The sequence below is a fragment of the Dyadobacter luteus genome, assembly GCF_003383615.1.
Lineage (GTDB): Bacteria > Bacteroidota > Bacteroidia > Cytophagales > Spirosomataceae > Dyadobacter > Dyadobacter luteus.
The window spans coordinates 56,080-78,718 of sequence record NZ_QNUL01000024.1 but is presented as its reverse complement, the minus strand read 5'-3'; the positions used below and the strand labels follow the sequence as shown (position 1 = coordinate 78,718).

Genomic DNA, 22,639 nt, shown 5'->3' with positions numbered 1-22,639 from the left:
ATAAACTTGAAAACAATCCCAAAATGAAAAAATTATGCCTTTAACGAAGATTTTTATCTGCTTTTACCAAATGAACCGTCACATACATCTCCTTCTTCAAACTCGGTCAGCCAAACTTTCAGTTTTTCATTACGTTCATTTGTGAGCTCCGTCAGATATAATGACCAGCACATAGGATGCGCACTCCCATAGGCGTTAGCTTGCGTAAGCGGATACTTGGTAAGCATTTCTGCGTCTCTGAACTGGATCCATATACGCTGTGTGTTTTTAAGGTTTTTGATGAAAAGTTTATCCGAGGCATGTTCCTTCAACACTCTTTGATATGTCGCATTAAGCGCTTTATCTGCTTTTTTATAATTCAGATCAGCTTCCTGGTTCATTTCAGACTGAGTCTGAGCGGAAGCAGCAGTTAGTGCCGAACAGAACAGGAAAATCAGAATAAGGTATTTCATCGTCATTGAATCTAAGTTTATAACCCGTATTTTTCCATACGCCTGTATAATGCGGCGCGGCTTAGCCCTAGTTCTCTTGCTGCGTCAGTGATATTGCCATTAAAACGTTTCATAGCCTTCACAATGAGCGTCTTTTCCATGTTTTCAAGATCGAATCCAGTAGCGGTTGCAGCAGGTCCGGTCGCACTTTTCAGAAAGAGGTCGTCGGGTTGCAACGTTTTTTCCTGGGATAAAATTACCGCTCTTTCTATCGCATGCTGGAGTTCACGGATATTACCAGGCCAGTTGTATTGCTGCATTTTTTTGATCAGCGCACTGCTGATATCGTTTACAGGCCTGTTGTATTTTTTACTGAACTGTTTCAGATAGAAATCTGCCAAAGCTGAAATATCTTCATGCCTTTCACGTAGCGGGGGCAAATCCAGTTCAATAGTATTGATACGGTAAAGTAAATCCTGACGGAAAGTTTTTTCCTGTACCATTTTTTCAATATTCATGTTGGTAGCGCAAATAAGGCGTACATCCAACGCTATCGATTTGTTAGAACCTACGCGTGTCACTTTCCTGTCCTGAATAACTGTCAGTAACTTGGCTTGTAGCGGCAAACTCAGATTGCCAATTTCATCCAGGAAAATAGTGCCGCCTTTAGCTTCTTCAAATCGCCCTGCACGATCCTCTTTTGCATCCGTGAAAGCTCCTTTTACATGACCAAACAACTCACTTTCAAAAAGGCTTTCGCTTAACGCCCCTAAATCCACCGTTACAAAAGGTTTTTCCGCACGTTGCGAATGTTGATGAACATGCCGGGCCAGTTGCGTTTTTCCGGTTCCGTTTTCCCCAAGGATAATAACATTTGCATCCGTTGCCGCTACACGCTCAGCCGTGAATAGAACCTGTTTCATTGCATCGCTGGTGGCAACGATTGTATCAGCGTTGTTTTTTGCTTTTTTAGTCTCTTCTTTCGTTTTCTCTTCCGGTGCTATTCCAGCGCCGCCTGCGTTGTTGACCAGTAGCGCTGCTGAAATGGTAGCCAATAATTTCTCATTTTCCCAGGGTTTCAGCACAAAATCCGTTGCTCCCGATTTGATTGCCCTGATCGCCATTTCGATATCACCGTAGGCAGTAATCATAATCACCTTCATCTTTGGATTGATGTCCAGGATGCGGTCGAGCCAGTGAAATCCTTCTCTTCCGCTATTGACATCACGCGTGAAATTCATATCCAGCAAAATGAGATTGTACTCTCCGTTCGTTACCAGAAACGGAAGTTTTTGAGGATTTTTTTCGATGTCAACGGATTTGGCGTGGCGTTTCAGTAAAAGTTTTGCAGCACTCAATACGTCTACGTCGTCGTCAATGATGAGGATTTTGGCTTCTGATAATTGCATGGTTCTTAAATTAGATATTTTTCGTCGAACACGATCTGGTGTTCATTTAACATGGCTATAAATTCGTCCCTAAAAGTAAGCTTTTTGTGGTGCTCTACCTGATTTTTAACATATTCTATTAACATATCTCTATCTCTGACTGAATAGGTAAAGGCTCCGTAACCCTCCTGCCAGTAAGTAAATCCTGCAAAGAGACGATTTTCTTTGATGTATAAGGAAGTCCCGATCTTAATATCCTTAACCAGAGAGGATAAAGAAACAGAGGGATGAAGACCCGTCAGAATATGAATGTGATCTTCTACACCATTCAAACGATAAAGATGGCAATTTTTATTTTTTAGCAATCCGTAAATGTATTTGAAAAGTTGGGGACGGTTGTTTTCAGTCAGGACGCGTTCGCGATTTTTGGTACTGAAAACGATTTGATAGAGAATTTGCGTGTAGGTGTTCATGGTAGATAAGATGGTGAAGATGACAGTGTGATCTGAGGAAAGAACTGGGATTTTGACCGGTATGGTAGGAAAATGTAACGGATGGAAATCGGCTGTAATATTCAACCCTTACAGGGTTGCCGGGCGACGTGGAGTTTGTGCTTGTTGCCCCGGGTTTCACCCGGCGTTATTCGTATTTAAGCCCTCCGGGCTTCTTCTTCCGACTTCGAGTTAAATCCTCACCTATTATTCGTGTATCTTCTGTTTTTTTTCTGAACATCTGATTTCGGATGATCCCGGAGGGGATCCAATACGAGTAGCGCCGGATGTAATCCGGTGGAATAATGCGTTGATGAGTAACCACACATGATCCTGTAGGGATCAAATATGAATAGGGCCGGATGCAATCCGGTTGAAAGAGGTATTGATGAACAGTTACGCGCGATCCTGTAGGGATCGAATATGAATAGCGTCGGGTGAAACCCGGTGGGACGGATGTAATCCGTTGGAATGAGGTGTTGATGAACAGTTACGCATGATCCCGTAGGGATCGAATACGAATAGCGCCGGTGAAACCCGATGTGACGGATGCAATCCGTTGGAATGAGGTATTGATGACCAGTTACGCATGATCCCATAGGGATCAAATACGAATAGCGCCGGGTGAAACCCGATGGGACGGATGCAATTCGCGGATGCGTTGATAACCGGTTATACCAACCCCATCGGGGTTGAATGTTATTTACACAATGCGCTCAATGTCCGTACATGCACAGAAATGTCCGATAATGAACAAAATGTTAAAATGTAAAATGTACTAATTGTTTGAATATCAATTGTTTGATTTTTTTATTGACTCATGGCATAGTCATTGAAATTAACCTATGGATTTTAGTACTGATACGACTTATATTACATCGAAATAATGGAAGTGAAAACACCTAACGCGCCAGGTTCCGGCAATGGATTTACAGGCGGATCATCAACAATGGATAAGATTAAACCGAAGAAATTCTGGACAACGAAGCGTATCGGTCTGATTGCAGGTGGGGTTTTGTTTGCGAGCTTTTTGATCTATCAGTTTTTCTTCTCCGAAAAAAGAACCCGATTGAATGTGGATCAGGATAAACTCACTATATCATCTGTTTCACAGGGCAAATTCGATGAATTTATTGTTGTTACCGGTGTAGTTCAGCCACTCAAAACCATACAGCTGGATGCAATCGTGGGTGGTTACGTCACAGAAAAACTGATTGAAGGTGGTAACATGGTGAAGCAAGGAGAGGTTCTACTTCGTCTTGAAAATCAGAATCTTAAATTAAGCTTTCTTCAGTCTGAAACAGAAGCCAGCCGATTGGTAAACGATCTTCAAAATACGCGTCAGAGTTTGAAAATTGCACGATTTAATCTGCAAAAATCATTGAGCGAACTTGATTTTCAGATTGATCAGGCGAAGGATGCACACGACCGTAATACAAAGCTTTACAAGGATAAGGTCATTCCCGATGCAGATTATCTTAAAACCAAGCGTGATTACGAGCGTCTGGTGAAACAAAGAGAAATTGAGATCGAGTCTCAGAAATACCAGGAGGAGAATGCTAAAATGCAGATTGCTCAACTGGAAGGAACGCTGGCAAGCACGCAAAAGAACGTGAACCTATGGAAGCAAACGTTGGAAAATTTATCTGTGAAAGCGCCGGTGTCTGGCCTGTTGTCTTCTATGAACGTGGAGGTAGGTTCTAATATTAATCAGGGACAGAATATTGGCCAGATCGACGATTTGAATGGTTTTAAAATGCGTGTAGGGGTGGATGAACATTATATTTCCAGAATCTTTGCCGGACTGACTGGTACCATGGATTTCAATGGTAAATCTTATGGACTGAAGATCATCAAGATATATCCGGAAGTAAAAAGCGGCCGTTTTGAAGTGGATATGGAGTTTGAAAAAGCGCCCGAACTGATCAAAAGAGGGCAGTCGGCTCCGATACGCCTCCAATTAGGTCAACCATCTCAGGCCACACTTTTACCGGTAGGAGGTTTCTTCTCTGAAACAGGTGGAAACTGGGTGTACGTGGTGAACGAGGATGGAAAACGAGCTACAAAACGTAGTATCACCCTGGGACGTAAAAATCCGGAGTATTTTGAAGTATTGGATGGATTGAAGCCTGGCGAAAAGGTCATCACCAGCTCGTATGAGAATTTCGGAGATAATGAAGTACTTGAGTTTTAATAGAGCTATTAGCTTTTAGCGATGAGCTTATAGCTAATAGGGAATGTCAAACGGATCGAAGTTTTTTAATAAATGCTGTTAACATCTTTTGGACTTCGGTAAGTAGAGTATCAAGTTGATCGTAGTCAGAATGAGATAAATAGTCCAGTTCTTTTGCAAGGAAGATTTGATAGAAGAGTTCTGAAGCGGATCCATTGGCGATGATTAAAAACTGCGCTAGTTCTTTATCCGACATTCGACCACAGCCTTCAGCAATATTAGAAGGTATTGAAATGGCCGAACGTCTGATTTGACTGGTAAGCCCATATAATTCTTCTTTTGGGAAAATTTGGTGATTTCATAGATAGCAAAAGTTAAAATATGGCTCTTTTGCCAAACCAGAAGTTCTTTAAAATTTTTCATTTGATACCAATAGCAAGATTTGTCAATTAGAATAAACTTTTATGGATAAGTAACTATGTGCTCATCCGATCAAAATATTTAAATTATCTGTAATCTTGGCTAATAGCCAACAGCTCAAAGCTAATAGTATGATCAAAATTACCAACATGCACAAGGTTTTCTCTACGGAGGAAGTCGAGACTACTGCCCTCAATGGCATTGATATGGAAGTGAAAGATGGCGAATTTGTGGCCATCATGGGCCCTTCCGGTTGTGGGAAATCCACTTTGCTGAACATCCTCGGACTGCTGGATAATCCCAGTGAAGGATCTTATGAGTTCTATGGAACCGAAGTTGCGAAAATGTCGGAACGGCAGCGTGCGCAGATCAGAAAAGGAAATATTGGTTTCGTTTTCCAGAGTTTTAACCTGATTGATGAACTGACTGTATACGAGAACGTGGAGCTTCCGTTGTTGTACCTGAAGACACCACCTGCCGAACGTAAGGAAAAAGTGGAAGCAGCTCTGACGCGCATGAATATGATGCACCGTCGCAATCACTTCCCTCAGCAGCTTTCCGGTGGACAGCAACAGCGTACAGCCATCGCCAGAGCTGTTGTAGCCACTCCCAAGACGATCCTTGCCGATGAGCCTACCGGTAACCTTGACTCTAAAAACGGAGAAGAAGTAATGAATTTGCTAAGCCAGCTAAACAATGCAGGAACGACGATTCTGATGGTGACTCACTCACCTTATGATGCCGGTTTTGCACACCGTATCGTGAACCTGTTTGACGGAAAAATCGTGACCGAAAAAGTACACGTTTAGATTTTAAGAAACAGCCTGAGGCTGATACCAAATTAACTACCAAAATTTAATCCGGCCATGAAAAGAAAATTTTTAATCTTCATGCTTGCGGCTGTAACTGGTGTATCCACTACCACGTTGGCTCAGAAGAGCACGCACATTAGCAGGAGTATTGATGATGACGGAAATAAGTTGTCGATCAGTATCAACGGTACTATAGATGGCAAAAGCATTCGCTACGACCGTACTTTTCTTGTGGCCGGACTAACTAAGGCGGAGAGAAAAGATATTACCCAGGAGGCTTTTGATTCGTTAGGATTGGGAAGTGTTACTTCGCCTGAGCCCCATACAGCTCCGGAGCCACCACGAAGCAGACCTGCTCCACGCCCCGTTCCCTCTACATCCAAAGATCTCTCTGTTTCAGATCACAAAGAGATACGATCAACAGAAAAGGTAACCGGGAAACCTTTTACGAAAGAGGTTAAGTTCGATTCAGAAACCGGAGAAATGTATCTCAAATATGAATTCACGCGAAATGGCGAGGAGTTCGTATTTGAAAAAACGGTGAACGCTACGTCAAAATCTGCCAAACAGCGTGAGCAGATTATCAGCAACTTCGAAGCAGAGATCGTACTTCCATCAGGAAAGTAAAATAGTGCACCGAAAATAGAGGTACTTATCCGGTTCTAATGAGGATCCGGATAGGTACCGGTAATCCTTCATGTTCTTACAGCAACATAGCCATGTACAAAAACTATCTCAAAATCGCATTTCGTAATCTTTTTAAACACAAGGTTTTTAGTGTGATCAATATTGCTGGTGTGTCCGTCGGGCTTGCCTGTTTCCTGCTACTGGCTTTGTATGTGAAAGATGAACTAAGCTATGACCGTCATCATACGCATGCGGACCGAATCTACCGTTTGTCGAGAACTTTTCTTTCCAAAGACGGAACTACTTCCCTGAAACTTGGGCATGTAGCTCCTCCGTTTGGCCCGCTTATCAAAGAGGATTTTCCGGAGATAGAACAAGTGGTCCGCATGCTGGAAACCGGGGGACTTGTCAAATACGGAGAGCACAATTTCAATGAAGATGATTTGTTCGCGGCTGAACCCAACATTTTTAAGGTATTCAGTTTTGATGTGATTAGCGGGAATGCCGATAAAGCACTTGAAAATCCCTTTTCTATTATGTTTTCAAGACCCATGGCCGAGAAATATTTTGGAAAAGAGAATGCGCTTGGCAAAACTGTGCGGCTCGACAATCAGATTGATTATACCGTTACAGGCGTTTTTGAGCCCCTGCCTGCTCAGTCTCATTTTCATCCTTCTTTTCTGGTTTCATTTTCTACACTGAATGACCCACGCATTTATGGAGCGGATGGGTTAAAACGGAACTGGGATAATAATTCGTTTTCAACGTTTTTACTTTTACCTGAAAATTACAATCCTGAAAAGTTAGTAAAAGCATTTCCTGCTTTCCAGAAAAAACACATTGGCGACACTGCTCCGCAGTACTCTGTTCTTGACCTAATGAAGTTGACGGACATACATTTGTATTCTCATCTGGACTCAGAAATTGAGGCTAACGGCGATGTCCAATATGTTTATTTGTTTTCAGCTATTGCCATCTTCATTCTGCTGATTGCCTGCATCAATTATATGAATCTCGCAACAGCCAAATCGGCGACGCGGGCGAAGGAAGTGGGGATGAGGAAAGTGATTGGAGCAGTCAGGTCCCAGCTTGTTGGTCAGTTTCTGAGTGAGTCCGTGATGCTGGTTTTTATTTCGGTAGTTCTGGCGGTGCTGATCGTTGTATTCTGTTTGCCATCGTTGAATACATTTACTCATAAAGAACTCTCATTCTCGGCTTTACTCGATCCGGTGTTCCTGGGTATCCTGGCATTCATTACCATATTTACGGGTTTTGTAGCAGGAAGCTATCCGGCGTTTTTCATGACGTCGTTTCAACCTATCAGCGTACTGAAAGGCAAAATTGCAACTGCTCTGAAAAACGGACAGCTTCGCCAGTCATTGGTGGTCGTTCAGTTTTCTATTGCGGTGATACTCATCATCAGCACTGTGGTAGTGTATAGCCAAATGCGGTACATCCGTAATTATAGTCTTGGTTTTTCAAAGGATCAGGTGGTAGTGCTCAACATGCCACAGGATACCACAACCGATTTTGAATCCATCCGTCAACGCCTGAAAGAAAATAACAACATCAAGGAAGTGGGGCGCTCTTCACGTATACCATCTATGCGTTTGCTCGATTCCTGGGAAGCTTATGTGATGAAGGGAGACTCATTTACAGAGTCTAATATCATTATCAAATCGTTGTCGGTGGACGAAGATTTTATTCCTGCTTATCAGATTGAGATGGTTGCCGGACGGAATTTTTCAAGGGATTACGGAACAGATAAAACCAGCGGCTTCATTTTGAACGAAACCGCCGCCAGGCTGCTTGGCTGGAAAAACCCTTCAGAAGCAATTGGTTCGGGTTTTGGTTACGGGCAAAGCAGAGGACAGATTATCGGTATCACAAAAGATTATCATTTTGAATCTCTCCACCAGAAAATAGTGCCATTGGTAATGATGTATCAAGCTAATAGATTGGGACGCGTATCGGTGCATATATCAGGAAATAATCCTCAGGAAGCGATTGGCCATATAGAATCATTTTGGCGAAGCAAGTATCCGGATATTCCGTTCAGCTATGAATTTCTGGATCAGCGGTTTGGCAAGCTATATGCCACTGAGCAAACGCAACAATTACTTTTCGGTCTATTCGCAGGGATTGCCATCTTTATTTCTTGTCTGGGATTACTTGGACTTTCGATGTTCATGGCAGAGTTGCGAACTAAAGAAATAGGTGTGAGAAAGGTACTTGGTGCTTCAGTGGGGAGTCTGGTGGCTCTGCTGTCACAGGATTTTCTTAAACTGGTTTTGATCGCCATCGTCATTGCTTCCCCAATTGCCTGGTACGGCATGCACAACTGGTTACAGGATTTTGCTTATCATACAGAAATTCAATGGTGGGTGTTTGTACTTGCTGGCGTTCTTGCCATAGGTATCTCGCTTGTTACCATTAGTTTCCAGAGTATTAAAGCAGCGTTGATGAACCCGGTGAAATCGTTGAGAAGTGAGTGAAGGTAGCTAATAGCTGTTAGCATTTAGCTTTTACCCAAAATTAGTTGAGTTTTGGAACGAACATATTAATTAAGAGCCAATAGTCATAAATACCCATTGCCATTATTTAAGGCTGATAGTAGATAACCAAAGCTAATTATTAAAGTAGCAGACTCTCAAAGCTAACGACTAAGAGCTCACAGCTAAAAGCTTAAAAAGCCATGTTCAAAAACTATCTAAAAATCGCCTGGAGGAACTTGTGGAAAAGCAAGTCGTTCAGCCTCATCAATATTCTCGGACTTGCACTGGGAATGGCTTGCAGTTTGTTGATTGTCCTTTGGGTAAAGGATGAAATCAGGATGGATCGGTTTCATGAGAATGACGCCAGACTGTATCGTGTGTATGAAAATCAACATTATTCCGGCACCATAAATACGACAGTTGCAACGCCGGGTGTACTTGCAGAAAACATCGTGCGCGATATTCCTGAAATTGAAATGGCATCTCAACTACTTTGGGAGGAAACGCCTGTATTGAAGGTAGGCGACGTGTTTGACAATGAAAGCGGGAGGTATGTACAGGGTGATTTTCTGAAAATGTTCTCTTATGATCTGGCGGAAGGTGATGCCGCCAGCGCACTGAAACGTCCGGATGGGATTGTCATTTCTCAAAAACTGGCGGGTAAGTATTTCAAAGGCCAGAGCGCGATGGGAAAAACGATACGGGTGGATGGTAAAACGGATGTGATAGTGACAGGTGTATTGAAAGATATTAATCCTTCTTCATCACTGAATTTTGAATTTTTGATGAGCTTTGATCAATGGCTGAAGGACAATGCCTGGGCCAAAGAGTGGGGTAACAACGGGCCACGTTGCGCGGTAATGCTCGCGAAAAATGCGGACGTGGATAAGGTGAATGCCAAGATCAAAAACTATATCAAGACCAAAAACAAGAATAGTAACATTGATATTTTCCTGGTCAATTATGGAGAATCTTATCTGTATTCGAAGTGGGAATCGGGTAAACAAACAGGCGGGCGCATTGAGTATGTGAAGATGTTCTCGATTGTCGCAGTTTTCATTCTGGTGATTGCCTGCATTAATTTTATGAATCTGGCTACTGCGCGTTCTGTGAAAAGAGCGAAGGAAGTGGGGCTGCGCAAAGTTGTGGGCGCATACAGACATAGCCTCATTGCCCAGTTTATGGGAGAGTCGGTACTTATTACACTGATTTCATTGCTGGTTGCCATCGTAATCGTAGTTGTGATGCTTCCTTCTTTCAATCAGCTGACAGATAAAAAGCTTTCTTTTGATCTGTTCGATCCTGTTATGCTGGCTGTAGTTTTTGGTCTTACTGCCTTTACCGGTATCATGGCGGGGAGTTATCCGGCCTTGTTCATGTCGTCTCTCAATCCGGTAACGATTCTGAAAGGATCTTTGAAATTCAAACCGAGTGCATCCTATTTCCGCCAGGGATTGGTTGTTTTTCAATTCGGGCTATCTATTCTGCTGATTATGGCGATGATCGTTGTATACCGGCAAATCGATTTCATTCAGCATAAAAACCTTGGTTTCGACAGAGGTAACCTGCTTTATATTGATGACCTGGAAAAAGGAATGGCCAAAAATTTTCCGGCTTTTAAACAGGCGTTGGAGAATGAACCGGGAATTAAATCTGTAACTGCTTCTCAGGCAAGTCCGCTTGAAGTAGGGAGTTCGACCATGGGTGTAACCTGGCCCGGAAAAGATACAATTCAGCAATTGCTTTTTGCAGTGAATCCATCTGGTTACGATTTTGTCAAAACTATGGATATTCAGCTGTTGGATGGTCGCGATTTTAGTCCCGAATACGGAACGGATACATCCAATTACCTGATCAACGAAGCGGCTGCAAAAAAGATCGGTTATAAAGATCCCGTAGGTAAAGAGTTGACGATGTGGGGTAAAAAAGGGAAAATTATCGGGCTGATGAAGGACTACCACATAGGTTCTCTGCATGTAGCCATCGAACCATTGATTGTCGGTTTGCAACCTAAAACAGACAATTGGGGAGTTGCATTAATCCGTACTGAATCAGGACAGACCAAACAGGCCATTGATCGTATAGAACATGTCTTCAAACAATTCAACCCTGGTACACCGTTCAAATATTATTTCGCCGATCAGGAACTGGATAAATTGTATAAGTCTGAAAATGTGGTGAGTAAGCTTTCTAATTACTTTGCGTTCCTGGCGATTTTTATATCCTGCCTCGGATTATTCGGTCTGGCGGCTTTCACTGCAGAACAAAGAACCAAAGAAATTGGCGTGCGTAAAGTATTGGGCGCAAGTATAAGTAATCTGGTTGCCATGTTGTCGAAGGACTTTGTGAAATTGGTAGCCATTTCAGCATTAATTTCCTTTCCTATTGCCTGGTATTTCCTTCGAAACTGGCTGGACAAATACGCTTACAGGATTGAGTGGTGGTATTTTGTGGTTACTGCCATTGCTGCGCTTTCTATTGCTTTAATAACGGTGAGTTTTCAGGCGATTAAAGCAGCGCTGTTGAATCCTGTTAAAACGCTTAAAAGCGAATGATGAAATTAGCTTATAGCTATTAGCATTTAGCCGTTAGCCAGGGTTCGGTTTTATGCTGAGTAGCTAACCGCCAGTGACTCATAGTTAATAAATTGTATTGTAAATAAATTATTTAAGGCCCAAAGTATGTCACTCAGGCCAGTTGTAAAAGTTGCGACTTAAAGCTGGTGGCTAAGAGCTCACAGCTAAAAGCTAAAAAACTATGTTCAAAAACTATCTAAAAATCGCTTGGCGGAATCTTCGCAAAAACCAGTTCTACACCTTTCTGAACATGTTCGGTTTGTCGCTGGGGTTGGCTAGTTGCATGCTCATTACATTCTACATCGTCGATGAACTGAGTTTCGACCGATCGTTTGAAAATGCAGAGCGGATTTATCGTGTCAATTCGGATATCAGATTTGGCGGAGCGGATATGACACTCGCTGTAGCGCCTGATCCGCTTGCTTTTACATTGAAAAAAGATTATCCTCAGATAGAACAGGTAACAAGGCTGCGTGAAAATGGGAGCCAGCTTGTGAAAGTGGCCGGAACTACCGAAAACCAGAGAGAGAACCATGTTTTCTATGCTGATTCTACATTCTTTGATGTTTTCTCTGTTCCATTGGTAGCCGGTCAGAAAAATAAGGTATTGAGTACTCCGAATACTGTAGTTCTGTCTGAAACGGATGCACGTAAATATTTCGGTGACGCCGATCCCATAGGTCAGTCGCTGATCGTGGACAACAATACGACTTACACTGTCTCGGGCATTATGCAGGATATTCCTGCAAAGTCTCATCTCAGGAACGTACACATGTTGTTTTCAATGAGCTCCAGTGAAGAAAGCCGCAGGAATAATTGGGGAAGCCACAATTACAACACCTATTTGTTACTTAGTGAGGGAACAGATCCGGCACAGTTTGAAAAGTATTTTGATACTGTTCTTGAAAAATATACGGCCCAATGGGTGCAGTCATTTCTTGGAACAACGCTGGCGGAAGTCAGGAAATCGGGAAACTACATCCGTTACACACTCATGCCACTTACAGATATACACCTGTATTCTGACCGTGGAGCTGAAATAAATGCAAACGGGAATATTCAGTATGTGTACATTTTCGCTGTGGTGGCTGTATTCTTGTTAGCAATTGCCTGCGTCAATTTTATGAATCTGGCTACGGCCCGGTCTACCAACAGAGCCAAGGAAGTGGGAGTGAGGAAATCACTCGGATCGGGTAGATCAGCATTGGTACAGCAATTCCTTACAGAGTCGGTGATGCTGAGTTTTTTATCTCTGGGAATTGCATTGCTGCTGGCCTATCTTACACTGCCATTTTTTAATCATCTTGCAGGTAAACAAATCGTATTTCCGATTACAAATGTCTTGTTCTGGGCGATTCTGATAGTCACGTGTACTATCGTAGGGATTTTGGCTGGAAGTTATCCCGCATTTTTCCTGTCAGCATTTGAACCTTTACGTGTTCTCAAAAAGAATATTGAGCTGACCGGAAAAGGGAATGGAGCGATGCGGAATATCCTGGTGGTATTTCAGTTTGTAATTTCTGTCATGCTGGTTGTAGGTACCGGAGTAATTTATCGTCAGCTGAACTATATCCAGAACAAAAAGTTGGGGTTCAACAAGGAGCAAATGCTGATCGTGAATGATGCTTACGCGCTAGGCAGTCAGGTGGAAGCTTTCAAACAGCAAGTATTAAAAATTAAGAATATAGAATCGGGTACGATCAGCAGTTTTTTGCCTACTCCGTCTTCACGTACTGACCATACGTTTTTTCCTGAAGGACAAATTCAGCAGGACAAGGGAATTAATATGCAGAAATGGGCTGTTGATCTTGATTTTGTGAAAACCCTTGGTCTGGAGGTAAAAACGGGTCGGAGTTTCAGCCCCGATTTTCCATCGGATTCTACAGGTATTATTGTCAACGAGGCTGCTGCCAAAGTAATGGGCTATGACGACCCTGTTGGGAAAAAGATATTTGGCTACGAAGACGCTGAACTGACAAAGAAGGTGACGTATACGGTCATAGGGGTGGTTAAAAACTTTCATTTTGAATCACTGCGCAAGAACATAGGTGCTTTAAGTCTTATTCTTTATAAAAGCAATGGTACGGTGGTATTGAAAATGAATGGTGGTGCAGTTCCTGAGACGGTCAGTCAGGTGGAGGCGCTATGGAAAACTATGGCACCTGGTCAGCCTTTCAACTATCGTTTTATGGATCAGGACTTCGACAACGTGTACCGTAGTGAGCAGCGTGTCGGACAGATCTTCATCACTTTTGCAGCTATTTCAATTATCATTGGTTGTCTCGGACTTTTCGGTCTTTCTGCTTACACTGCCGAAAGACGGATGAAGGAAATCGGAGTAAGAAAAGTATTGGGTGCTAGTGTGGCAAGTATTGTGGCTCTGCTTTCGAAAGAATTCCTCAAACTGATTGTGATCGCTATTGCGATTGGAAGTCCTATTGCCTGGTTTGCCATGAACAGGTGGCTCAACGACTTCGCTTACCATGTGGAATTGTCGTGGTGGATGTTTGCCGCTGCGGGTATATTGGCCGTACTCATAGCCCTGTTTACTGTAAGTTTTCAAAGTATCAAAGCAGCATTGATGAATCCTGTGAAGTCGTTGAAGAGTGAGTGATATTGCGAGTAGCATTTAGCAGTCAGCAATTAGCCAGATGAATTAATAACTTTCTGATTGGTAGCGTCTTAATGTTGAATGCTTAATGCTGATAGCTAAGTGAAATGTTAAATAAACTCCGCCAATGCTTAAAGCTAACGGCCAAGAACGAATAGCTATGCTAAAAAACTATTTCAAAATCGCCTTCCGGAATCTCATCAGAAACTCCGTGTTTTCTGTGATCAATATTGCAGGCTTGTCGCTGGGGCTTACCTGCTGTATGCTGATCGTGCTGTATACTAAGGATGAACTTAGTTTTGATAGGTTTCATGAAAACAGGAATGAGCTATACAGGATTGATGTTACAATGAAAGATCACGAGGGCAGCAGGACTATCGGTAGTACAAATGCTATTCATGGGCCTTCGTTCAAGCAGGAAATTCCTGAAATTAAAGAGGTGGTACGGGTCCAGGGCAGTTCCTTTGTAATCAAAAAGGGTAGTGAGTTATTGAACGAAAATGTAATTTTTGCAGATAATAATTTCTTCAGTGTTTTTTCAATGCCTTTGCTGTCCGGTGAGCCCGGGACAGTGCTTTCGGACGTGCAGTCCGTTGTACTTACTGAGAAAATGGCTGAGAAATACTTTAGTACCATAGAGGCAGTAGGAAAGGTCTTAGAACTCAAAGTCGGGGAAAGTTTTGAGCCCTTTGTTGTGTCGGGAGTTGCAAGGGATTGTCCCCAGAATTCATCTATTCAGTTCGACTTTGTTTTGCCATTTGCTTTCCAGGAATCCAGAAAATGGATTGACAATGAATGGCTTGGGTTTTACATGAACACATTTGTTTTGCTGAACGATAAGGCTGATTACCAAGCTATATCTCCCAAAATGAACAAGGTTTTTACTACCAAATCTGCTGAAGAAATTAGTAAAATAAAGGATTTTAAGCAGAAAATTACCTTCCATCTTAAACCGTTCCTAGAACTTCATCTGGATGCCGAAGCGGATGGTGGGCTCAGGAATGGTTTGACTTATGCAAGTAATCCCATTTACTCATACATTCTTTCAGGGATTGCTATTTTTATCTTGCTTATCGCCTGTGTGAATTTCGTCAATCTGACTGTCGCACGTTCGTTGAAGCGCGCGAAGGAAATTGGAATTCGTAAGGTGGTGGGAAGTCAGCGGAAGCAACTCACGATTCAGTTTTTAGGCGAATCATTCCTGCTGTCCCTGGTCGCTTTCACATGTGCCATTATATTGTTGGTAGTTGTTTTACCCACTTTTAACGATTTGGCAAACAAACAATTAGCATTCTCCTATCTCCTGGATTTAAAACTCGTTTCCGGATATGTTGCTTTGTATCTGGTAACAGGCCTCACAGCAGGATTTTACCCTGCGCTGGTTTTGTCCGGATTTAGCCCGGCGCAAACACTTTATCACCGGACAAGGCTAACCCGAAAAAATTACCTCACCAAAGGCTTGGTTGTTTTCCAGTTTGCACTTTCTGTATGTCTTGTAGTTGGGACGGTTGTTATTTACTCACAGTTTAAATATTTGACAAACAAGAATTTAGGATACAATGACAAAAATCTGATGATGTTCCGCATCGGGCGGGGAGGCACAGCAGAAAATGCCAGGACAAGTATCATGCAGGATTTGAAGGGTATTTCCGGGGTCGAAAATGTTGCGGCATTTAACGGGAATTACAATGGAACAGGTGCAAAAATAAACGGGAGAGAGATCAGTTTTGGCTATATCGGGGTTGATGACAACTTTTTACGTACAATGGAAATTCCTGTTTTGAAGGGCAGAAACTTTTCTCAGAACTTCCCCTCAGATCCTGAAAATTCAGTCGTAGTTAATGAAGCCTTTGTAAAAGAAGCCGGGTGGAAAGATCCGATAGGCAAAGAGATTGACTTTTTCTGGAAACAAAAAAAGATGACTGTAATCGGCGTAGTCAGAGATTATCATTATGCATCTCTGAAGGAAGAAATCCAGCCTCTTCTTTTGACACAAGATCCCAATTATGGCTTAGGCGCTATTTATCTCAAATTGAATGAAACAGGTATTCCCGAGACGATGAAAAAGGTTTCAGCTATTTTTAACAAGCATGTCCCTTTTCTCCCTTTTGAATACAAATTTGAAGATGCTTCCAACTTGCAGCGGTATGAATCAGAAGCGAAATGGAAACAAATCATCACCTTTGCGGCTATCTTGTCCATTTTCATTTCCTGTATTGGTTTGTTTGGATTGGCTACTTTTAATGCTGAATCACGGATGAAAGAAATAGGAATTCGCAAAGTCCTCGGTGCTTCTGTTGCAAGCATCACAACCCGGCTTTCGGGAGATTTTATCAAATTGGTATTGATTGCGATTGTGGTAGCCCTCCCATTGTCAGCATATCTGGCCAATCTTTGGCTGGAGAATTTCCCGTACCGGATAGAAATTTCATGGACGTACTTTGCGATAGCGGCGCTGCTAGCAATAGCAATTGCTATGCTTACTGTAGGTTATCAGAGCATCAGAATGGCCATGACCAACCCTATCAGGTCGCTGGGAAGTGACTAATGCGCTACAGGCTGTTTGCCACGGAGCTTCCAGCTATTTTACCGGGATATATTTAGCGCCGCAGGGGGCAATACAGCCCGGGTTAATGACAAGTGTTTCGGGAGTAAGTTCAGAATACGACCATTTGGTTTTGTGAGGAAAAGAAACAGAATCTTTAACACTCAAAACGATAGTGCTGTCTTTCAGTAGTTTGTAGGTATTATTCACATTAATAGAGGAATAAATCAGCCCTTTTATCTCTGAGAAATCTCCATTTGCTTTGAATTCAAGAAGTGAAGATGCGTGTTCACCTACTTTTTGCCAGTTGGTAACACCATTTTGATCAGTCGTATTGATCAGTCGTAAATGTTTCTGTTAATTTCCATTTACCTACGATTCCTACATTTTCACGGCTATTTATATTTTCCTTTTTACAGGAAACAATGATGCAACCAGTTGCAAGCAAGATAAGGCTGTACAGCTTTTTCATAATAGGTTTGGGTTAGAGGTATGAAGTAATGACAGTATATCGGTTGATTTGGTTGGATTTATATCCGGATTTTTTCGCAACACGACCCGGTTAAAAAATGCCAACTTCAATTTCGTACAAATGTGTTCGGAATCGGACAATATGGTTTTAAGTGACTGATATAAGTATCTGTATATTAGTGTATTAAAATTAAATTTATAGCTGGTATAATTATATGCTTTTTAGTTTGAACTGTTAAGGATGCTATGCTCAAAAACTACCTGACGGGGATTAGGGGCATGGGGCACAGGATATTTGTACTGATAAGTATTATCCCAGGCTATTAACTCCATGCCCAAATTCCTCTGCTCAAAGCCCTTAGAACTCTGCCCTAATCCCTTAACCCCCAACCCTTATGCTGAAAAACCACCTGAAAATTGCGTTTCGGAATCTGATGGCTTCGAAATTGTTTACCGGCCTCAACATCATCGGTCTTACCGGGGGAATGGTTGCAGCTGTCTTCATTTTGCTATGGGTTCAGAATGAGCTGAGCTTTGATGCATATCATCAAAAATCTGACAAGATTTCCAGAATCATTACGCATCTCCAGGTAAGTAAGGAAGAGACCTGGCATTGGTCCAATACGCCATTACCATTGACAAATGAGCTGAGTAAACTACCAGAAGTCGAAATGGTCACGCGGAAAAATAGTATCGGGAGCTTATCATTGCGAGTGGGTGACCGAAAAGTGAATGCCGAAAATGTGATTTATGCAGATTCCAACTGGTTTCGCGTTTTCGATTATCAGTTTGTGGAAGGCTCTGCTTCGGATTTTTCAGCTACGGTACGCAACATCGCAATGACGGAAGCAAAAGCATTGCAACTCTTCAACACATCCCATGCGCTAGGTGAAATTGTCAGAATAGATTTGCTGGATTATACTGTTTCGGCTATCTATAAAGCCAATCCGGCCAATTCCAGTTTTCAATATGATTTCATTATTCCAATAGCAGCTTATTGGGCTAACCCTAAGATATTTGAAAATGACAATAACTGGAATCAGTTCAACTACGAAACTTATACTGTATTAAAGAAAAACACGAATCGGAATGAGTTTGGGAAAAAGTTAACTAAAGTGATCTCTGGTGCAAAGTTGGATGACAATGGAAAACCGTCGACAAACATTACTCTGGAAGTGGAGCCGTTAACCCAGATGCACTTTAACAATCAGATTCAGGGAGCCAGCCAGCACGTGGGCGACAAGCGCACAATTTATATTTTCTTTGGCTTGGCTTTGGTTATTTTGCTTGTAGCCTGTATCAATTACGTGAATCTAACCACTGCAAGAGCCAGCGTAAGATCTAAAGAGATAGGTGTTAAAAAGCTTTTGGGGGCAGGTAGCTCGCATCTTTTCGGGCAATTTATGACCGAGTCTGTACTGACATGCTTTGCCGCTTTTCTATTGGCATTTTTGTCTGTTTATTTGTTAATTCCTGTCTTCAATTCCCTGACAGGTAGAACTTTTGAGTTTTTTCTTAGCAATGCTTCACTCTGGTACGTTCTCGTCGGAACTACATTCACAGCCATACTTCTTACAGGTGTTTATCCTTCCTTGCTATTGTCGTCGTTCAAGCCTTTTGATATATTAAGAGGAAACAATGTGCTCGGCTCTACAAACGGGGGTTTCAGAAAAGCGCTTGTGGTTGTTCAGTTCACCGTGGCGGTAGTTTTTCTTATCTCTACTTTGGTCGTATTTCAGCAGATGAAATTTGTACGTGAAAAAGAACTGGGATATGACCGTGCTCACACATTTACATTTCGGATTCCTTGGTCACTGAAAGCAAAAGTTGCACCAGTGACCATGAAAAGTAGGTTACTAACTGAATCCAGTATTGCGGATGTTACTGTGGCGAGCCAGAGCATCGTACAAATCGGTAGCAGCACAACGGGCAGTTACGATTGGAATGGTCGTCCAAAAGATTTCAATCCTACTGTTTCCCAAATTGCGGTCGAAGATAACTTTCATAAGCTGTTCGATGTGAAAATAAAAGAAGGAAGGTGGTTTGAACCCAATAGCATCACAGATCAAAGTAATGTAGTCCTGAATGAAACTGCTGTTCGGAAACTGAATTTGCCCAAGCCTGTGATTGGTCAGAGGTTTGATTTCCAGGGTAAAAAAGGTGTAGTGATCGGTATTGTAAGAGACTTTCATTTTAAAAGCCTTCGTGAGAAAATTGAACCTCTGGTGCTTTTCAACAATACCGAATGGAGCTTGGGATTGTATGTAAAAGCGCTTCCGGGTAAGGAGGCAGAAGCGATACGCGCGGTAGAAAGAGTTTGGAATGAAATGATTCCAGATTATGCCTTGGACTATTCATTTCTTGATGATACCTACGACAGGCTCTATAAAAGTGAGCAGCGTACAGCGGTTCTTTTCAACGCGTTTGCAGCGATAGCTGTACTCATTTCCTGTCTTGGTCTGTTTGGGCTGGCCACTTTCACCGCCGAAAGACGCCTTAAAGAAGTAGGAATCCGGAAAGTGCTGGGAGCATCTGTTGCCGCTATCGTAACGCTACTTTCTACAGATTTTCTAATTCTGGTATTGATAGCCATCGTTATCGCATCTCCTATTGGCTTCTATTTTATGTCTTCCTGGCTCAAAGGCTTTGAATATAAAATCGAATTAAACTGGATCATTTTTGCAGTTGCTGGTTTTTGTGCCGTTCTCGTGGCACTTTTTACGATTAGCTACCAAAGTATCAGAGCGGCGCTGATGAATCCCGTGAAGAGTTTGAAAAATGAGTAGGACCATGAGGATTAGCGTTTAGGATTGATAATTGCCATCAGTCCAATTGTGAACGAAAGTGTCCGTAATTGAACACTTTTTCTTTGCTAATTTGGTGTTTAAGTGTTTGTATTTCAGTTTGTTGTTGTTTTGAGGGTAATTTGGTATGATTATCTTTCACTCTCTGCCAGATAAGAGCTCCACGCCTGAGCGCATCCTTCAAAGCCATGATCAAAAACTATCTTAAAATTGCCTGGAGAAATTTGCTGAAAAGTAAGTTGTTTTCCTTTATCAATATATTTGGGCTGTCTGTCGGGATGACCTGTTGTATGTTGCTGTTACTTTACATTTTGAGTGAGGTTTCTTTTGATAAACATCAGGAACATGCCAACGAACTGTACCTTGTACGTAGTGAAAATGTAAGGTTTAATGGCGAGAAAATGGATAATCCGCGTGCTCCGGCTCCCTATGCGGGAGCTTTGAAGCAGGAGTTTCCCGAAGTTGTTCAGGTAACCAGAGCGTGGGTTAATTTTCTAGAAAACAAAACGCTGCTTAAAGTGGTGGATTCCGGCAAAACTGTGAAGTCAGTCTTTGAAACAAAAGGCTGCCATGTGGATTCCACTTTTTTTGATATGTTTTCTTACCAGTTTATTGAAGGAGACCGTAATTCTGCTTTGAAAGATCCCCGGTCTGTCGTGCTTTCTGAAGATGTGGCAAAAAAGCTTTTCGGAAATACTTCTGCCATAAACAAAACGATCAATATAGGCGGTACCGATGGGAATGGAGAGAATTTTATTGTTACAGGTGTATACAAAGATGAAAGCGCCCGTTCCCATTTTGACGCCAGGTACTTTGTGCCAATGATGTCTGGCTGGGTGGGGGATTATCTGAAACAGGGTAACCTGGATTTTACCAATAACAACATGTTTTACACCTACATACGTGTAAAACCTGGTACGGATTTCAGAAAATTTAACGAAAAACTGCCCGCGTTTGTGGCTAAGTACGCGGGCAAGGACATCAAAGCTGCCGGTTACGCCAAACACATGAGTTTACTTCCGGTGACGGATATTCACTTGTTTAATAAAGTAACGGACATTATCACACCTACTACAAGTGCTACGTATTTGTATGTGCTGGCTTCGATTGCCATTTTTACGCTGTTAATAGCTTGCATTAATTTCATGAATCTGTCGACAGCACGATCGGCGAAGCGAGCCGCAGAAGTTGGGATGAGAAAAGTAATGGGAGCAGGTAAGGGAGGATTAATAGGTCAGTTTTTGGGTGAATCAATGGTGCTGACGTTACTTGCACTCATTTTAGCGTTGGTTTCTGTGGTTTTGTTTTTGCCGTTGTTTAATCAGTTATCTGATAAAACTTTACTGGTTTCTAATTTTTTTAAACCGGAAATAATTGTTGCGTTTATTTTGTTAGCTGTCTTGACAGGTTTATTGTCAGGGAGCTATCCTGCGTTTTATTTGTCAGTTTTCAATCCGCTTGATGTCATCAAAGGCAGGTTTGTGAATTCGGTTTCTGCAACTGCTTTAAGGCGCGGACTTGTTGTATTTCAATTTGTGATTTCCATCGGGCTTGTTGTCGCAACGATGGTTATTCAGGGACAGATCAATTTCATGCGCGACCGGCCATTGGGTTTCACCAAGGACCAGCAGATTGTAATTCCATTAAGAAGTGAACAGGCGAAAAAAGCCTATTCGTCGCTCCGAAGTGAAATTTTGCAAAATAATCAGATTGCTTCTGCATCAGGAACGTCTTATTATCCAGGAATATTAAATCCCAGCGATATGACTGGCTACCGTTCCGGTCAGAGCATGAACGAAGGTTCGATCATTAAAACGAACTGGGTAGCGCCGGATTTTATGAAAACAATGGAATTTGAAATGGTGGCCGGAAGGATGCTTTCAGCTGAATTTCCGGGCGATACAAATTTCAGAATGGTTGTGAACGAAGCAACTATTAAAAAGTTTAACATTCCTTTAACGAAGGCTGTTGGCTCAAAAATTAGTTTTGACAGAGGAGGAGGGGTATTTCAGGAGATAGAAATTGTTGGTGTGGTTAAAGATTTTCATTTTGCTGATCTTCATCAAACTATTGAGCCTTATGCACTATTCCCTCATTTTGGTAACGATCTGAATTATATCGTTGCACACGTGAACACATCGGATGTTGGAAAAGTACTTCCATTCTTAGAAACCAAATGGAAGTCTCTGGTGCCCGACGAACCCTTTTCGTACAGCTTTTTAAACGAGGATTTCCAAAAAAACTATGCTGCTGATGCGCGCACTTCCCGCATTGTAAATGCATTCACTGTTATTTCTATACTGATCTCTTGTCTGGGATTGTTTGGCCTTGCGACTTTTGCCGCCCAGCAGAGAGTGAAGGAAATAGGCGTGAGAAAAGTACTTGGTGCTTCTGTTGGTAATATCGTAGGATTACTTTCCGGTGACTTTATGAAACTGGTTGTAATCGCGATTGTTATTGCCACACCGCTCACCTGGTATGTAATGAATAAATGGTTGCAGGGTTTTGCTTATAAAATCACCATTGAATGGTGGATGTTCCTGATAGCAGGTATTCTGTCGGTGATTATTGCTCTGGTTACTGTAAGTTCCCAAGCTATTCGTGCTGCAATCATGAACCCCGTGAAGTCGTTGCGAAGTGAATAGGGGCAGCTATTAGCACATAGCCATTAGCCGAGGATGGCTTTCAAAATATAATAGCGAAAGAAATATCCTGGAAGGGATTTAAAAATAAGTGATTTATCAACCATTACGGCTGTGAGCTATAAGCTGACAGCTAAACGCTTAGAGCTAACA

General features: G+C 42.2%; 15 protein-coding genes. 9 read left to right on the top strand and 6 right to left on the bottom strand.

All coding sequences use genetic code 11. The annotated features are described in order from the left end of the window. Positions 1-53 precede the first annotated feature (53 nt). Genes DSL64_RS22515 through tnpA form a run of 3 tightly spaced genes read right to left on the bottom strand, consistent with a single transcriptional unit; the run spans position 54 to position 2,292 of the window. Positions 54-452, bottom strand: coding sequence for a lysozyme inhibitor LprI family protein (locus DSL64_RS22515; protein WP_115833194.1), 399 nt, complete (start codon positions 450-452; stop codon positions 54-56). Positions 453-469: 17 nt separating this feature from the next. After that, complete coding sequence (locus DSL64_RS22510) at positions 470-1,840, bottom strand: sigma-54-dependent transcriptional regulator (protein WP_115833193.1); 1,371 nt, start codon at positions 1,838-1,840, stop codon at positions 470-472. Positions 1,841-1,845: 5 nt separating this feature from the next. Beyond that, entirely contained in the window at positions 1,846-2,292 is a 447-nt protein-coding gene (gene tnpA, locus DSL64_RS22505; RefSeq protein WP_115833192.1) for an IS200/IS605 family transposase, read from the bottom strand. Between the two features lie 967 nt (positions 2,293-3,259). Between tnpA and DSL64_RS22500 the strand changes: the two genes are divergently transcribed. Continuing rightward, entirely contained in the window at positions 3,260-4,504 is a 1,245-nt protein-coding gene (locus tag DSL64_RS22500) for an efflux RND transporter periplasmic adaptor subunit (protein ID WP_115833225.1), read from the top strand. Positions 4,505-4,550: 46 nt separating this feature from the next. Here the strand turns inward: DSL64_RS22500 and DSL64_RS29335 are convergent, their stop codons facing one another. Then, positions 4,551-4,772, bottom strand: coding sequence for a four helix bundle protein (locus tag DSL64_RS29335; protein ID WP_229217189.1), 222 nt, complete (start codon positions 4,770-4,772; stop codon positions 4,551-4,553). A gap of 262 nt (positions 4,773-5,034) precedes the next feature. Between DSL64_RS29335 and DSL64_RS22490 the strand changes: the two genes are divergently transcribed. The 6 genes from DSL64_RS22490 (at position 5,035) to DSL64_RS22465 (ending at position 16,572) form a co-directional block, all read left to right on the top strand. Next, positions 5,035-5,712, top strand: coding sequence for an ABC transporter ATP-binding protein (locus tag DSL64_RS22490; protein WP_115833191.1), 678 nt, complete (start codon positions 5,035-5,037; stop codon positions 5,710-5,712). Positions 5,713-5,769: 57 nt separating this feature from the next. Next, positions 5,770-6,342 (top strand): hypothetical protein, encoded by a 573-nt coding sequence (locus DSL64_RS22485; protein WP_115833190.1) that lies wholly within the window; start codon positions 5,770-5,772, stop codon positions 6,340-6,342. A 92-nt stretch (positions 6,343-6,434) separates the two neighbouring features. Next, positions 6,435-8,837: an ABC transporter permease gene (locus tag DSL64_RS22480; protein ID WP_115833224.1), complete on the top strand. Its 2,403-nt coding sequence runs from the start codon at positions 6,435-6,437 to the stop codon at positions 8,835-8,837. A 200-nt stretch (positions 8,838-9,037) separates the two neighbouring features. Further along, complete coding sequence (locus DSL64_RS22475; RefSeq protein WP_115833189.1) at positions 9,038-11,392, top strand: ABC transporter permease; 2,355 nt, start codon at positions 9,038-9,040, stop codon at positions 11,390-11,392. Positions 11,393-11,594: 202 nt separating this feature from the next. Next, positions 11,595-14,027, top strand: a complete 2,433-nt coding sequence (locus tag DSL64_RS22470) for an ABC transporter permease (protein WP_115833188.1) — start codon at positions 11,595-11,597, stop codon at positions 14,025-14,027. Between the two features lie 157 nt (positions 14,028-14,184). Beyond that, positions 14,185-16,572: an ABC transporter permease gene (locus DSL64_RS22465; protein WP_115833223.1), complete on the top strand. Its 2,388-nt coding sequence runs from the start codon at positions 14,185-14,187 to the stop codon at positions 16,570-16,572. A gap of 33 nt (positions 16,573-16,605) precedes the next feature. On the opposite strand, the gene DSL64_RS29025 is transcribed toward DSL64_RS22465, so the two are convergent. Further along, entirely contained in the window at positions 16,606-16,779 is a 174-nt protein-coding gene (locus DSL64_RS29025; protein WP_158547972.1) for a hypothetical protein, read from the bottom strand. Between the two features lie 115 nt (positions 16,780-16,894). Further along, a complete protein-coding gene (locus tag DSL64_RS29020; protein WP_158547971.1) occupies positions 16,895-17,041 on the bottom strand; it encodes a hypothetical protein in 147 nt (48 codons plus the stop codon). Between the two features lie 394 nt (positions 17,042-17,435). On the opposite strand from DSL64_RS29020, the gene DSL64_RS22460 reads away from it, so the two are divergent. Together DSL64_RS22460 and DSL64_RS22455 are read left to right on the top strand one after the other, a co-directional pair. After that, positions 17,436-19,826 (top strand): ABC transporter permease, encoded by a 2,391-nt coding sequence (locus DSL64_RS22460; protein ID WP_115833187.1) that lies wholly within the window; start codon positions 17,436-17,438, stop codon positions 19,824-19,826. 206 nt (positions 19,827-20,032) lie between these two features. Next, positions 20,033-22,489, top strand: coding sequence for an ABC transporter permease (locus DSL64_RS22455; protein ID WP_115833186.1), 2,457 nt, complete (start codon positions 20,033-20,035; stop codon positions 22,487-22,489). Positions 22,490-22,639 lie beyond the last annotated feature (150 nt).

Coding starts and splice junctions, on each gene's coding strand:
- DSL64_RS22515 (WP_115833194.1), bottom strand. CDS start 452: ATGAAATACCTTATTCTGATTTTCCTGTTCTGTTCGGCACTAACTGCT.
- DSL64_RS22510 (WP_115833193.1), bottom strand. CDS start 1,840: ATGCAATTATCAGAAGCCAAAATCCTCATCATTGACGACGACGTAGAC.
- tnpA (WP_115833192.1), bottom strand. CDS start 2,292: ATGAACACCTACACGCAAATTCTCTATCAAATCGTTTTCAGTACCAAA.
- DSL64_RS22500 (WP_115833225.1), top strand. CDS start 3,260: ATGGATAAGATTAAACCGAAGAAATTCTGGACAACGAAGCGTATCGGT.
- DSL64_RS22490 (WP_115833191.1), top strand. CDS start 5,035: ATGATCAAAATTACCAACATGCACAAGGTTTTCTCTACGGAGGAAGTC.
- DSL64_RS22485 (WP_115833190.1), top strand. CDS start 5,770: ATGAAAAGAAAATTTTTAATCTTCATGCTTGCGGCTGTAACTGGTGTA.
- DSL64_RS22480 (WP_115833224.1), top strand. CDS start 6,435: ATGTACAAAAACTATCTCAAAATCGCATTTCGTAATCTTTTTAAACAC.
- DSL64_RS22475 (WP_115833189.1), top strand. CDS start 9,038: ATGTTCAAAAACTATCTAAAAATCGCCTGGAGGAACTTGTGGAAAAGC.
- DSL64_RS22470 (WP_115833188.1), top strand. CDS start 11,595: ATGTTCAAAAACTATCTAAAAATCGCTTGGCGGAATCTTCGCAAAAAC.
- DSL64_RS22465 (WP_115833223.1), top strand. CDS start 14,185: ATGCTAAAAAACTATTTCAAAATCGCCTTCCGGAATCTCATCAGAAAC.
- DSL64_RS29020 (WP_158547971.1), bottom strand. CDS start 17,041: ATGAAAAAGCTGTACAGCCTTATCTTGCTTGCAACTGGTTGCATCATT.
- DSL64_RS22460 (WP_115833187.1), top strand. CDS start 17,436: ATGCTGAAAAACCACCTGAAAATTGCGTTTCGGAATCTGATGGCTTCG.
- DSL64_RS22455 (WP_115833186.1), top strand. CDS start 20,033: ATGATCAAAAACTATCTTAAAATTGCCTGGAGAAATTTGCTGAAAAGT.